The sequence below is a fragment of the Streptomyces sp. NPDC004658 genome (genome assembly GCF_040609555.1).
GTDB lineage: Bacteria > Actinomycetota > Actinomycetes > Streptomycetales > Streptomycetaceae > Streptomyces.
Map to the genome: position 1 here is coordinate 1 of NZ_JBEXKG010000178.1, position 14,179 is coordinate 14,179.

10 protein-coding genes and 1 pseudogene are annotated in these 14,179 nt (G+C 72.5%); 9 read left to right on the top strand and 2 right to left on the bottom strand.

The features are described from left to right. Positions 1–204: 204 nt before the first annotated feature. On the top strand, positions 205–1,395 hold the full coding sequence (locus ABZV94_RS35370) for an acyl-CoA dehydrogenase family protein (protein ID WP_356347942.1): 1,191 nt from the start codon (positions 205–207) through the stop codon (positions 1,393–1,395). Between the two features lie 39 nt (positions 1,396–1,434). Here the strand turns inward: ABZV94_RS35370 and ABZV94_RS35375 are convergent, their stop codons facing one another. Continuing rightward, the gene (locus ABZV94_RS35375; protein WP_059248508.1) at positions 1,435–1,872 is read right to left on the bottom strand and encodes a cell division protein SepF; all 438 of its coding nucleotides are present in this window, start codon (positions 1,870–1,872) and stop codon (positions 1,435–1,437) included. Positions 1,873–2,138: 266 nt separating this feature from the next. On the opposite strand from ABZV94_RS35375, the gene ABZV94_RS35380 reads away from it, so the two are divergent. After that, positions 2,139–3,371, top strand: coding sequence for a DUF5685 family protein (locus tag ABZV94_RS35380; protein ID WP_356347945.1), 1,233 nt, complete (start codon positions 2,139–2,141; stop codon positions 3,369–3,371). A gap of 58 nt (positions 3,372–3,429) precedes the next feature. Here the strand turns inward: ABZV94_RS35380 and ABZV94_RS35385 are convergent, their stop codons facing one another. Next, on the bottom strand, positions 3,430–4,377 hold the full coding sequence (locus ABZV94_RS35385; RefSeq protein WP_356347947.1) for an ABC transporter substrate-binding protein: 948 nt from the start codon (positions 4,375–4,377) through the stop codon (positions 3,430–3,432). Positions 4,378–4,812: 435 nt separating this feature from the next. Between ABZV94_RS35385 and ABZV94_RS35390 the strand changes: the two genes are divergently transcribed. From ABZV94_RS35390 to ABZV94_RS35420, 7 genes and pseudogenes are all read left to right on the top strand, one after another. Then, positions 4,813–5,670: an amino acid ABC transporter permease gene (locus ABZV94_RS35390; protein WP_356347949.1), complete on the top strand. Its 858-nt coding sequence runs from the start codon at positions 4,813–4,815 to the stop codon at positions 5,668–5,670. After that, positions 5,667–7,427: an FAD/NAD(P)-binding protein gene (locus ABZV94_RS35395; protein ID WP_356347951.1), complete on the top strand. Its 1,761-nt coding sequence runs from the start codon at positions 5,667–5,669 to the stop codon at positions 7,425–7,427. Before ABZV94_RS35390 ends, ABZV94_RS35395 begins: the two co-directional genes overlap by 4 nt. After that, entirely contained in the window at positions 7,424–8,185 is a 762-nt protein-coding gene (locus tag ABZV94_RS35400; protein WP_356347953.1) for an amino acid ABC transporter ATP-binding protein, read from the top strand. The genes ABZV94_RS35395 and ABZV94_RS35400 overlap by 4 nt, the downstream gene beginning before the upstream one ends. Positions 8,186–8,315: 130 nt before the next feature. Beyond that, positions 8,316–9,113, top strand: coding sequence for a DUF1684 domain-containing protein (locus tag ABZV94_RS35405; RefSeq protein WP_356347955.1), 798 nt, complete (start codon positions 8,316–8,318; stop codon positions 9,111–9,113). 197 nt (positions 9,114–9,310) lie between these two features. Continuing rightward, positions 9,311–10,213 (top strand): S1 family peptidase, encoded by a 903-nt coding sequence (locus ABZV94_RS35410; protein WP_356347958.1) that lies wholly within the window; start codon positions 9,311–9,313, stop codon positions 10,211–10,213. 200 nt (positions 10,214–10,413) lie between these two features. Continuing rightward, a complete protein-coding gene (locus ABZV94_RS35415) occupies positions 10,414–13,935 on the top strand; it encodes a DNA polymerase III subunit alpha (RefSeq protein WP_356347959.1) in 3,522 nt (1,173 codons plus the stop codon). Then, positions 13,932–14,179 (top strand): annotated as a pseudogene (locus ABZV94_RS35420) (hypothetical protein); the annotation flags it as partial. The gene ABZV94_RS35415 and the pseudogene ABZV94_RS35420, both read left to right, overlap by 4 nt.

Below are 14,179 nucleotides of genomic sequence, written 5' to 3' on the forward strand. Positions count from 1 at the left end.
GCCCGCGAGATCTACCACGTCCTGACCACCACGAACGCCACCGCAGCGGCCCCGACTCACCTCACAACCGCTGCTTGACATCCATAAGAGCATCCTCCTCTGGACGTGCGGGACACTGCCCCGTAACGTCGGCCGGAGAGCCGTAACTAGCGCTGCTAGTTTTGACGACGTCCGTGTGACGTCCCGTGTTCCGGAGGGTGTTCCATGTCCGCGTCCGCGAAGCTGCCCCCGTTCGATGCCGCCGACCCGCTCGGGATCGACGACCTGCTGGAGCCGGAGGACCTGGCCGTCCGGGACACCGTCCGCGCGTGGGCGGCCGACCGTGTGCTGCCGTACGTCGCCGACTGGTACGAGAAGGGCGAACTGCCCGGCATCCGGGACCTCGCCCGCGAACTCGGCTCGATCGGCGCCCTCGGCATGTCCCTGACCGGCTACGGCTGCGCGGGCGCGAGCGCCGTCCAGTACGGCCTGGCCTGCCTCGAACTGGAGGCGGCCGACTCGGGCATCCGGTCGCTGGTCTCCGTACAGGGCTCCCTCGCGATGTACGCCATCCACCGGTTCGGCAGCGAGGAGCAGAAGCAGCAGTGGCTGCCCCGCATGGCGGCCGGCGAGGTGATCGGCTGCTTCGGGCTGACCGAGCCCGACCACGGCTCCGACCCCGCCTCGATGCGCACCCACGCCAAGCGGGACGGCGACGACTGGGTCCTCAACGGCCGCAAGATGTGGATCACCAACGGCTCCGTCGCCGGGGTGGCCGTCGTCTGGGCGCGGACCGAGGAGGGCGTCCGCGGCTTCGTCGTCCCCACCGACAGCCCCGGCTTCTCCGCACCGGAGATCAAGCACAAGTGGTCCCTGCGGGCCTCCGTCACCAGCGAACTCGTCCTGGACGACGTACGCCTGCCCGCCACGGCCGTGCTGCCGGAGGTCACCGGACTGCGCGGACCGCTCAGCTGTCTGTCGCATGCCCGGTACGGCATCGTCTGGGGCGCGATGGGCGCCGCCCGCAGCAGTTTCCAGGCGGCCCTCGACTACGCCCGGTCACGGGAGCAGTTCGGGCGGCCCATCGGCGGCTTCCAGCTCACCCAGGCCAAGCTCGCCGACATGGCGGTGGAACTGCACAAGGGGATTCTGCTCGCCCACCATCTGGGGCGGCGGATGGACGCCGGCCGGCTGCGTCCCGAGCAGGTCAGCTTCGGCAAGCTGAACAACGTCCGCGAGGCCATCGAGATCTGCCGTACGGCGCGGACGATCCTCGGTGCCAACGGGATCTCCCTGGAGTACCCGGTGATGCGGCACGCGACCAACCTGGAGTCGGTGCTCACCTACGAGGGCACCGTCGAGATGCACCAGCTCGTGCTGGGCAAGGCGCTCACCGGGCTCGACGCCTTCCGGTGAGTCCCGGTGGGGAGGCGGGGCCGGTGCGGCGGCCCTGCCTCAGCTCTGGTTGAAGAAGCCGTCCGAGCGGTGGGCGGACGCCTCGCCGCTGATGATCTCCGTGTCGGCCGGCGTGAGCAGGAACACCCGGTTCGAGACGCGGTCGATCGAGCCGCGCAGACCGAAGATGAGCCCCGCCGCGAAGTCCACGACCCGCTTGGCGTCGCCGGGCTCCATGTTGGTGAGGTTCATGATGACCGGGACGCCGTCCCGGAACAGCTCGCCGATGGCCCGGGCGTCCCGGAAGCTGTCCGGGGTCACCGTGCCGATCCGGCGGCCCTTCTCCTCGGCCGTGTCCGTGGCCACCTTCACCCGGGGGTCGGTGACCCAGGCGTCCCCGGACTCGGTGCCCTCGGAGTAGTCGTCGTCGTAGTAGCGCTCGTCATCGTTGTCGTCGACGAGGCCGAGCCACGCACTCGCCTTGCGTACCGATCCCATGGACGCCTCCTCTCACAGCGGTCTCTCTTGCTTTCCGCATCCCTATGGTCATCCATGATGCGGACGCCTCGCCAAGTGGATAGACGCCGCGCGGGGGGTTTGTGACGGTACTGGTGCACAGCGGATCCGTCGAGAGTCCTTGTGCCCCAAGGGGCGAGACTCATACGGCTGCTGACTGAGAGTGAAATATGATTGTCTGCGGCGGACGGGTGATGCACGGTGCGTACGGGTGAACGCCAACGTCGTATCACGGTACGGGGGATGTCGTGTTCGGAATCGTCAAGCCTTGCGTCCACCGGCTCGGGGAGCGGTTCCAGGCCGACTGGATGGCGCACTTGTGCGGGCTGTGCCTGGCCCTGCGCCGCGACCACGGTCAGTTCGCACGGATCGTGACGAATTATGACGGCCTTCTCCTCTCGGTTCTGACAGAGGCTCAGACCGGCCCCCTGAGCGGCACCCGCCGGGCGGCCGGGCCGTGCGCGCTGCGCGGCATGCGGACCGCGTCCGTCGCACAGGGTGACGGCGCCCGGCTCGCCGCCGCCGTCTCCCTCGTGCTCGCCTCCGCGAAGATGCGCGACCACGTCGCCGACCGGGACGGACTGCTGGCCCGCGCGCCGGTCGCCGCCGCCGCGCGCCGGATCGCCGCGACCTGGGGCCGGGCCGGGGAGCGGGGAGGGGCTGCCGTCGGGTTCGACACCGCCGTCCTCGTCGACGCCGTCGAGCGCCAGCCCGGCGTCGAGTCCCTGGCCGGTCCCGGCACCGCCGTCCTGACGGTCACCGAGCCGACCGAGACCGCGACCGCCGCGGCCTTCGCGCACACCGCGGTGCTGGCCGGGCGGCCGGACAACGCCGGGCCCCTGGCCGAGGCCGGCCGGCTCTTCGGCCGGCTCGCGCATCTGCTGGACGCCGTGGAGGACCGGCGGGCTGACGCCCTGTCGGGTGCCTGGAACCCGCTGGCCGCCACCGGCACGCCCCTCGCCGAGGCGCGCCGGCTCGCCGAGGACGCCCTGCACGGCATCCGGCTCGCCCTCCGGGAGGCCGAGTTCCGCGACGGCCGGCTCGTCCACCTCCTCCTCGCCCACGAGCTGCGCCGCTCGGTGGACCGGGCGTTCGGCGCGGCGCCGGTGTGCGCGGCCGATCGGCACGGGGGGCCGGGGCCGTACGGTGCCGCGGTGCCGCAACAGCCGTACGGCACCGGCGCTCCCCTGCCGGGCAACCCGTATGCCGGCGGCGGTTCTCCGGGCGGGGGCGGCGGCCTCGGTGGTGGCTTCGGGGGCGGATTCGGGCCGCCGCCCGAGCCGGTCAAGGGCCGCCGCGGCTTCTGGGCGGGCTGCGGGATGTTCTTCGCGCTGTGCTGCACCTGCAAGATGTGCTGCGCCGACACGTACGAGGGACCGTGGTCCCGCAAGAAGCGCAGCGGCTGCTGCCGGTCCTGCGACTGCTCCTGCCCCGGCGGCTGCGACGACTGCGACTGCTGCTGCCCGTGCGACGGTTGCTGAGCCCGCTGCCGGCGCTCGTCTCCGAGCGCCGGCAGCGGAACGCGGTGAGCGGGAGGCGTCAGTCCTTCAGCTCCGGCGGGTTGATGCGGGAGGCCTTGATCGCGGAACCGGTCGTGCCCCACTTCTCGAGGATTCTGCGGTAGGTGCCGTCGGACAGCAGCCTGTTCACCGCCGCCTGGAACGCCGGCGCCAGTTTCGTGCCCTTCTTGAAGGCGAAGCCGACGTCCAGGCGGTGGTACTCGTTGAGGAACTTCAGGCCCTGCTGGTGCGCCACCGCGTACCGCAGGCCGTTGATCGTGGACATCACGATGTCGCTGCGGCCCTGCTGGAGCGAGGACCAGACCGCGCTCGACTCGGCGTACGTCTGCACCCGGTACGCCTTCTTGCCCGCGTCGGCGCACACGTGCTTGCCGGCCTCCAGCGTGGCCTCGAACGTCGTGCCGGCGCCGGTCGCGACGTTCAGGCCGCACAGCTGCTTCAGGTCGGTGATCTTCGGGAGCTTGCTGTCCTTGCGGGTGGCGAAGCCCTGGCCGTCGTTGACGTAGGTGACGAAGTCGATGGTCTTGCGGCGCTCGTTTGTGACGCCGAAGTTGCTCGCGCCGAAGTCGTACTTGCCGCTGTCCAGGGCGGGCAGGATCGCCTCGAAGCTCGCCTGCTCGACCTTCAGCTTGATGCCGAGCACCCGGGCGACCGCCTTGGTGAAGTCGACGTCCTGGCCGGTCAGGGTGGTGCCGTCGGCGAGGTAGGTGGTGCCGGGCGGGGTGCCGCCGACGCTGACCGCGACGGTGAGGCTCGTGGTGCCGGCGGGCAGCAGCCTCGCCGCGGCGTCATCTTTCCGCACGGCGGAGACGACGTCCGTGGTGGGCACCTCGTCGGACTTGGCCGCCACCCCGGAGGCGTCCGTGCCGCCCGGGCCACCGGACCCGGAGCCGCAGGCGGTGAGGAGCAGCGCTGCCGAGGTGATGGCGACAAAGGGGATGAAAGGGCGATAAGCGGGCGTGCGCATCGGTAGCGGTCTCCTGAGGCGGAAGGTGTGCGGAAACGCGAGGGGAGGGGTGCGCGTGTGAAGGCGGGGAGCAGGCCGGGAATCGGCAAGAGAACGCGAGGAGGCCCGCCCGGAGAGCAGGCGGGAGCAGGGGGTCAGCTCAACAGGACGAGGACCACACGCGACCGAAGTCGATGTGGGAGCGGGTGACCAGCCACTGCTGTGGATGCATGGGCCAAGTGGAACAGGCATCCGGTTCGGCGTCAACCGACTTGAGATGTACTGCTCACAGTCCGGACACCCTTGACAGCGGACGGAGACGCCCCCGTACTCTCGATGCACGGCCCTGCTGAGGGGCTCGGCCGTGTCCGCGCCGCGCTGCGCGCCCCCGTGTGAAGGCACCACCGTTCTGACGACCGAGCGCGTCCTCGCCGACGCGCGTCACGGAGCCTTCGCATGTCATCCGACACCCTCGCCAAAATCCCCACCGCCTCGGGCACACCCGAGCCCGCGGACGCCCCGCGGATCGTCCCGCAGCGCCGGTACGGCCAGTGGGCGGCGGCCGTCGTCGTCCTCGCGCTGCTCGGGTTCGCCGTCACCTCCGTCGTCCGCAACAAGGCGTTCCAATGGGACGTGGTCGGCGACTACTTCACCTCGGACTCCGTCCTGCGCGGGCTGTGGCTCACGCTGTGGCTGACCGCGGTCGTGATGGTCCTCGGCTTCGCCCTCGGCACCCTGCTCGCGGTGTTCCGGCTCTCCGCCAACCCCGTGCTGCGGGCGGTCAGCTGGGGATACGTGTGGCTGTTCCGGTCCATCCCGATCCTGGTCCAGCTGCTGCTGTGGTTCAACATCGGGGCGCTGTACCCGCGGGTGTTCGGCGTGAGGACCGTCGACCTGCTCACCCCGGTCGCCGTCGCGATCATCGGCCTCACCCTGCACGAGGCCGCCTACGCCGCCGAGGTCGTCCGCGGCGGCATCCTGTCCGTCGACCGCGGGCAGATCGAGGCGGCCCAGGCGCTCGGCCTGAGCCGGTGGCGGCGCTGGCGGCGGATCGTGCTGCCGCAGGCGATGCGCGCCATCGTGCCGCCCGCCGGCAACATGCTGATCGGCACTCTCAAGGGCACCTCGATCGTCAGCGTCATCGCCGTCAACGACCTCCTCTTCTCCGCCCAGTTGATCTACCACCGCACCTACCAGGTGATCCCGCTGCTGATGGTCGCCACCCTCTGGTACGCCGTCGTCACCTCCCTGCTGGGCGTCGCCCAGAGCTTCGTCGAGAAGCACTACGCACGCGGCACGGAGAACGCCCGATGAGACAGCAGCTGGTCATCGTCGGAGCCGGGCCGCGGGGGACCGGCCTCCTCGAACGCCTCGCCGCCAACGCGCCCGAGCTGTACGCCGGTCCGGGCCTCGACATCCACCTGGTCGACCCCCACCCGCCCGGTGGCGGGCGCATCTGGCGGCAGGCGCAGTCGCCGCTGCTGTGGATGAACTCGCAGGCCGAGGACGTCACCATGTTCACCGACGACACGGTGGCCATGGCCGGCCCGGTGCGCGAGGGCCCGACCCTGCACGAATGGGCCCGGCTGGACGGCCGTACCTTCCCGGACCGGCAGCTCCAGGGCCGCTATCTGCGCTGGGTGTACGAACGGGCCGTCGCCGACCTGCCCCCCAACGTCACCGTCCACCACCACCCCCACCGCGCCCTCCGGGTCGACGGCCCCCGCGAGGGCCGCCAGCGGGTGTGGCTGGAGGGCCGTCCGCACCCGCTCCCGGCCGACCTGGTGATCCTCACCCTGGGCCACCTGGACAGCGAACTCGACGCCGAACAGGCGGAGCTGGCCGCGTACGCCCGCGAGCACGGCCTGGTGCACCTGCCGCCCGACTTCACCGCCGACAGCGACCTGTCCGCACTGGCGCCCGGCGCGCCCGTCCTCGTCCGCGGCTTCGGGCTGGCCTTCGTCGACCTGATGGTGCTGCTCACCGAGGGGCGCGGCGGGCGGTACGAGGGCGAGACCTACCGTCCCTCCGGGCGGGAACCGGTGCTGTACGTCGGCTCACGGCGCGGAGTGCCGTACCACTCGAAGATCGGCTACGACTGGACCGGTGACCGGCCCCCGCTGCCCCGCTTCCTCGGACCCGCCGAGGTGGCGGAGCTGCTGGCCCGGCCCGCGGGCCTCGACTTCCGGCGCGATGTGTGGCCCCTGGTCGAGAAGGAGCTGGGCTTCGCGCACTACCACCGGCTCTTCACCGCCCACCCCGCTCGTACGGCGATGGCCTGGACCGACTTCGAGGAGAAGTACGCGGCGGCCGGCGACCCCGCCGAGATCCGGGCGCTCGTCGCCGCCGCCGTACCGGACCCGGGCGACCGGCTGGACCTCGCCGCGATCGACCACCCGCTGGACGGTGTGCGGTACGCGTCGCACGACGATTTCCAGGAGGGGCTGAGGAGCTACATCGAGGACGACCTGCGGCGCCGTCACGATCCCGCGCACAGTCCCGACCTCGCGGTCTTCCTCGGGCTGCTCTCCGTCTACGGGCAGCTGGTGCGGCTCGGGGACATCGGGTCCTGGTGGCACGGGTTCTTCAGCTACCTGGCGTCCGGGCCGCCCGGGCCCCGGCTGCGGCAGATGCTCGCGCTGTCCCGGGCCGGACTGCTCCGGTTCGTCGGGGCGGACATGGCCGTCACCGCCGAGGACGGGGTGTTCCGCGCCACCAGCCCCACCGTGCCGGACTTCTCCGTCGAGGCCCGGGCACTGGTGGAGGCCCGGCTGCCCGCGCCCACCGTCCGGCGCGCCCGCGACAGCCTGCTGCGCGCACTGCACGCCGACGGCGCCGCCGAGACCCCCGACGGGCTGCTCCGGGTCGATCCCGCGGACGGCCGCGTCCTCGACCGCGCCGGACGCCCGCACCCCCGGCGCTTCGCACTCGGCCCGTACACCGACACCCGCGCCCCCGGCGCCTTCACCCGTCCCCGCACCGGCGGGCCGGCCTTCCGTCAGAACGACGCGACCGCCCGGGCGGTGCTGGCCTTCCTCAGCGGCTCACTCGTAAAGGAACTCGCCCGATGAGTGTCATGGTCGACATCAGGTCGGTGCACAAGAGCTTCGGCTCGCTCGACGTGCTCCGGGGCATCGACCTCCAGGTGCGCGCCGGTGAGGTCACCGTCGTGCTCGGACCCTCCGGCTCCGGCAAGTCCACGCTGCTGCGCACCATCAACCATCTGGAGAAGGTGGACCGGGGCGAGATCAGCGTGGACGGCGCGCTGCTGGGATACCGGCGCGCCGGAAACAGGCTGTACGAGCTGCCCGAGCGCGAGGTGCTCCGGCAGCGCACCCGGATCGGGTTCGTCTTTCAGAACTTCAACCTCTTCCCGCACCTCACGGTCCTGGACAACGTCGTCGAGGCGCCGGTGTCCGCGCTGAAGCGGCCCCGGACGGCGGCGGTGGAGAGCGCGCACCGGCTGCTGGAGCGGGTCGGGCTCGGGGACAAGGCCGACGCCTATCCGCGGCAGCTGTCCGGCGGGCAGCAGCAGCGGGTGGCCATCGCGCGGGCGCTCGCGCTGGAGCCGAAGCTGCTGCTGTTCGACGAGCCGACGTCGGCGCTCGATCCCGAGCTGGTCGGGGAGGTGCTGGACGTCATCCGGGACCTGGCGGCTCAGGGGACGACCATGATCGTGGTCACGCACGAGATCGCGTTCGCCCGGGAGGTCGCCGACACGGTGGTGTTCATGGCCGACGGGCGGATCGTGGAGCGGGGGACGCCGGACGAGGTGCTGTCCGCGCCGCGCGAGGAGCGGACCCGGGCGTTCCTGGCGAAGGTGCTGTGAGGGCGGGGGCCGTGGCACAACGGGTGCGCGGGCGGCTGGACTTCGTCGTTCCCGGCCGCTTCCGTCCCGGGCTGTCCTCACCGGTCCTCCGGCGGAGGAACACTGATCACCGATGAAAGGAACCGTTGGCATGACGACGGACGCGTCCGACGCCTGGAAGCAGTGGCACGAGCAGCGCGTGGAGAGGGTCTCGGCGCCCTACGGGCCGCTCGCGCTGACCGCGACGCACTGGATCGAGGACTATCCGGATGGTCGAATTCCGGACATTCCCGGGACCTGGGTGGCGGACGAGGACGGGGTGGTGCTCACCGCCGCCGCGGCCGACGGCCTGACCGTGGACGACCGGCCCTTCGCCGGCGAGACCAGACTGGCCGCCGACCGCGGTCCGGAGGCGCGGGCGCGGGTCGCGTTCGGCGGAAAGCGGCTGGTGGTGCTGGTGCGAGAGGGCGTCTGGGGGGTGCGGGTGTACGACCCCGGCTCCGCCGCCCGCAAGGCCTTCCGGGGCATCGAGGCCGGGCCCTACGACCCCCGCTGGTCGGTGCCGGGGCGGTTCACGCCGTACGACGGCACGCGGACCATACGGCTCGGCAACGCGGACGGCCGCGAGCGCGGCTTCGACCTCGCCGGGGAACTCTCCTTCACCCTGGCCGGACAGGAGCGGACGCTGAAGGTCGCACGGCAGGGGGACGGGCTGCTGTGGGCGGTGTTCGCCGACGCCACCAGCGGCGACACGAGCTTCCGGTTCCGCTTCCTCTTCTCGCCGGCCCCGGACGCCGAGGGGCGCACGACCGTCGACTTCAACCGTGCCCAGCTGCCGCCCTGCGCCTTCGCCGACCACTTCATCTGCCCCTTCCCGCCGCCCGGCAACACGCTGGACGCGGCGATCGAGGCGGGGGAGCGGCAGCTGAGCCGGCCCGGGACGGCGTAGCCGGCGTCAGCCGAACGGGGGAGACGGGAGGACCGACGGCCGAAAGGCACCCTTGTGCCGACCGGCCGTTCGGCCGAATACTCCCCCTCAGCGCTTGTCAGGGGCATGCATATTCGCATCCGGTCGAGAGCCCCTGGCTGCGCCTCACGGGCCCCGACCCCACGCGGGCCCCCGACTTCCCTTGGAGGGAACGACAAGTGAGGATCAGGCGCACCACTCCCCGTGGCGGTACGGCGAGACGGATCCGGCTGACCGCCGTGGCCACCGGCTTCCTGGCCGCCGCCGCGTTCGCCGCCCCCACCGCGAACGCCAGCGACGTCCACACCTTCAGCGCCACCCAGCTCACCAAGGCGAGCGACTCCGTCCGCCAGGCCGACATCCCCGGTACGGCCTGGGCGGTGGACAGCAAGTCCGGGCGCGTCGTGGTCACCGTCGACAGCACGGTGTCCCAGGCCGAGATCGCCAAGATCAAGAAGCAGGCCGGCGCCAACGCCGACGCCCTCGTCGTCAAGCACACACCGGGCAAGTTCAACAAGCTGATCTCCGGCGGCGACGCCATCTACGCGAGCAGCTGGCGCTGCTCGCTGGGCTTCAACGTCCAGGACTCCAGCGGCAACTACTACTTCCTGACCGCCGGGCACTGCACCGACGGCGCGGGCACCTGGTGGTCGAACTCCTCGCACACGACCACGCTCGGCACCACGGCCGGCTCCAGCTTCCCCGGCAACGACTACGGCATCGTGCGCTACACCAACAGCTCGGTGACCAAGTCCGGTGCCGTGGGCAGCCAGGACATCACCAGCGCGGCCACGCCCTCCGTGGGCACGACCGTCTACCGCCGCGGGTCCACGACCGGTACGCACAGCGGCCGCGTCACCGCGCTCAACGCCACGGTCAACTACGGCGGCGGCGACATCGTCTCCGGCCTGATCCAGACCACGGTCTGCGCCGAGCCCGGCGACTCCGGCGGCCCGCTGTACGGCGGCACCACCGCCTACGGTCTGACCTCGGGCGGCAGCGGCGACTGCACCTCCGGCGGCACGACCTTCTTCCAGCCGGTCACCGAGGCGCTGAGCGCCTACGGGGTGCACGTCTACTGACGGCTCGCCCCCGCTGACGGACGACACGGGAAGCCCCCGCACGCACCTGGCGTACGGGGGCTTCCTGGCGTGTTCGCGCAGGTGAGAGACGCTCGAACGAGTGTCGTACATACGTTCGAGAATGGGGGTATGGTGGGGGTGGGAAAACTGGGAACTGATGTTCGAGAGCCGTTCGGGGCTCACGAGTGCGGGAGGTGTGCGTGCCGGGCTTCGCGCATCTGCGCACCGTCTCCGGGTTCTCCCTGCGGTACGGGGCGTCCCATCCGGAGCGGCTGGCCGAGCGTGCCTCCGAGCGGGGGATGGACGCCCTCGCCCTGACCGATCGCGACACCCTCGCCGGGACGGTCCGCTTCGCCAAGGCCTGCGCCGGCGCGGGCGTCCGTCCGCTGTTCGGGGTGGACCTCGCGGTGGCACCGGCCGAGGGCGTACGGCGGGACCGGCGGCGTACGCCGGTGCGCGGGGGCGCCTTCGTGGACGAGTCGGCCCCCCGCGTGACCTTCCTCGCCCGGGACGGCGCCCGCGGGTGGGCCGGTCTGTGCCGGCTCGTCACGGCGGCGCACGCGGGCGAGGGCACTGCGCTGCTTCCCTGGGCCGGCCACCACGGCGACGGACTGGTGGTACTGCTCGGGCCGGGGTCGGACGTGGGGCGCGCGCTCGCCGCCGGGCGGCCCGACCGGGCGGCCGAGCTGCTCGCGCCGTGGCGCGAGATCTACGGCGACGCGCTGCGGCTGGAGGCCGTCTGGCACGGCCGTACCGGTACGGGGGCCGGTTCCCTGCGGCTGGCGGCCCGCACCGTCGGGTTCGCCGCCGAGCAGGGGGTGCGGCCGGTGCTCAGCAACGCCGTCCGCTACGCCGATCCCGGGGCGGGGCCGGTCGCCGACGTGCTGGACGCCGCACGGCGGCTGGTGCCGATCGACCCCCGGGGGGAGCTGGACTCCGGTGAGGCGTGGCTGAAGGACGCGCAGACCATGCTGGGCGTCGCCGAGCGGGTCGTGGAGGCCGCCGGGTTCCGGCGGGACACCGCCCACCGGCTGCTGGAGCAGACCCTGGCGACGGCCGCCGAGTGCCGCGTCGACCCCGAGGGCGACCTCGGCATCGGCACCGTCCACTTCCCCGAGGCACACCTCGTCGGCGCCGGCCGGCGCACCGCGCAGCGGGCGCTCGCCTCGCGGGCGGCGGAGGGGATGCTGCGGCTCGGGTACGGCGGGCGGCGCGCGTACTGGGAGCGGATGCACCACGAGCTGGACATCATCGCCCACCACGGCTTCGCCTCCTACTTCCTGACGGTTGCCCAGGTGGTCGACGACGTACGGGGGATGGGGATCCGGGTGGCCGCCCGCGGCTCCGGGGCCGGGTCGCTCGTCAACCATCTGCTCGGCATCGCGCACGCCGACCCGGTCGAGCACGGGCTGCTGATGGAGCGCTTCCTGTCCAAGGAGCGGGTGGTGCTGCCGGACATCGACATCGACGTGGAGTCCGCGCGCCGGCTGGAGGTCTACCGGGCGATCATCGGCCGGTTCGGCACCGAGCGGGTCGCCACCGTCTCCATGCCGGAGACCTACCGGGTCCGGCACGCGATCCGGGACGTGGGCGCCGCGCTGTCCATGGACCCGGCCGAGATCGACCGGATCGCCAAGTCCTTCCCGCACATCCGGGCGCGCGACGCCCGCGCCGCGCTGGAGGAACTGCCCGAGCTGAAGCGGCTGGCGGGGGAGCTTCAGCGGGAAGGGGAGAAGTACGGCAGGCTGTGGGAGCTGGTCGAGGCGCTCGACGCGCTGCCGCGCGGGGTCGCCATGCACCCGTGCGGGGTGCTGCTGTCGGACGCCTCCCTGCTCGCCCGTACGCCGGTGGTGCCGACCAGCGGCGAGGGCCTGCCCATGTCGCAGTTCGACAAGGAGGACGTGGAGGACCTCGGGCTGCTCAAGCTGGACGTGCTGGGCGTGCGGATGCAGTCGGCGATGGCGCACGCGGTCGCCGAGGTGGAGCGGGTGAGCGGGGAGCGGATCGACCTGGACGCGGTGGAGCCGGGGGACCCGGAGACGTACCGGCTGATCCGGTCCGCCGAGACCCTCGGGTGCTTCCAGATCGAGTCGCCCGGCCAGCGGGACCTGGTGGGGCGGCTCCAGCCCGCCGGCTTCCACGACCTGGTCGTCGACATCTCGCTGTTCCGGCCCGGCCCGGTCGCCGCCGACATGGTGCGGCCGTTCATCGAGGCGCGGCACGGCCGGGCGCCGGTGCGCTACCCGCACCCGGACCTGGAGGAACCGCTGAAGGGGACGTACGGGGTCGTCGTCTTCCACGAGCAGATCATCGACATCGTCTCCATCATGACCGGCTGCGGGCGCGGCGAGGCCGACCGGGTGCGGCGCGGGCTGTCCGACCCCCAGGCGCAGGGGCGGATCAGGGTGTGGTTCGCCCAGCGGGCGGCGGCCAAGGGGTACGACGCGGAGACGATCGGGCGGACCTGGGAGATCGTGGAGGCCTTCGGGTCCTACGGCTTCTGCAAGGCGCACGCCGTCGCCTTCGCCGTACCCACCTACCAGTCGGCGTGGCTGAAGGCCCATCACCCGGCCGCCTTCTACGCCGGGCTGCTCACGCACGACCCCGGGATGTACCCGAAGCGGCTGCTGCTGGCCGACGCGCGGCGGCGCGGGGTGCCGATCCTGCCGCTGGACGTGAACGTCTCCGGAGTCGCACACAGGATCGAACTGGTGTCTGAATCACCGGCGGTGTGGGGGCTGCGGCTCGCCCTCTGCGACGTCCACGGCATCAGCGAGGCCGAGGCGGAGCGGATCGCGGACGGGCAGCCGTACTCCTCACTGGTGGACTTCTGGGAGCGGGCCCGGCCGAGCCGGCCGCTCGCCCAAAGGCTCGCACAGGTGGGGGCGTTGGACGCCTTCGGCGCCAACCGGCGTGACCTGCAACTGCACCTGACCGAGCTGCACCGGGGCGCCCGGGGCGGTGGTGGCGGTCAGCTGCCGTTGGCGGGCGGGCGGAAGACCGCGCCGGCCGGACTGCCGGACCTGACCTCGGCGGAGCGGCTCAGCGCCGAGCTGGGCGTGCTGTCCATGGACGCCTCGCGCAATCTGATGGACGACCACCGGGAGTTCCTGAAGGAGCTGGGCGTGGTCTCCGCGCGCCGGCTGCGCGAGGCCCGGCACGGCGAGACCGTGCTGGTCGCGGGCGCCAAGGCGGCCACCCAGACGCCGCCGATCCGCTCGGGCAAGCGGGTCATCTTCTCCACCCTGGACGACGGCACGGGACTGGTCGACCTGGCCTTCTTCGACGACTCGCACGACGCCTGCGCCCACACCGTCTTCCACTCCTGGCTGCTGCTGGTGCGCGGAGTGGTGCAGCGGCGCGGACCGCGCAGCCTGAGCGTGGTGGGCTCCGCCGCCTGGAACCTCGCCGACCTGGTGGAGGTGCGGCGCACGGAGGGACTCGACGGGGTCGCGGCCCGGCTGGCCGCACCGTCCGGCGCCGACGGCTCCCCGGCCGGGGACGACGGCGGTCCGCTGCGGGCCCGGCTCGCCGGTTCCGAGGGGCTGCCCGCGCCGGCCGGCTCCGCGGCCCCTGACCCGGTGGCGGGGCGGACGATCCGCATGCCCACGGGGTACGAGATGCACCCCTGGGCCGACCTGCGGCCGGCCGGCCAGGACGCCGCGCGAGGGCCGGCGTCGGTACGGAAGTTGTGGCACCAGAGCCCGGGGAGTGCGGGATGACCATCCTCTGCGTACGTTTCCAGCTGCCGCCGGCGCGCGAGGCGGCCCTGCCGGAACTGTTCGGGCTGCTGGAGGAGTTCACCCCGGTCGTGGAGGCGCTGCCGCCGGACGGGGCGCTGGCCGATCTGCGCGGCGCCGAGCGTTACTTCGGGCGCGGCGCGGTCGAGCTGGCCTCGGTGATCCGGGTGCGGGCCCTCGCGCGGTACGGCGTCGACTGCGCGATCGGCGCCGGGCCGGGCCCGAC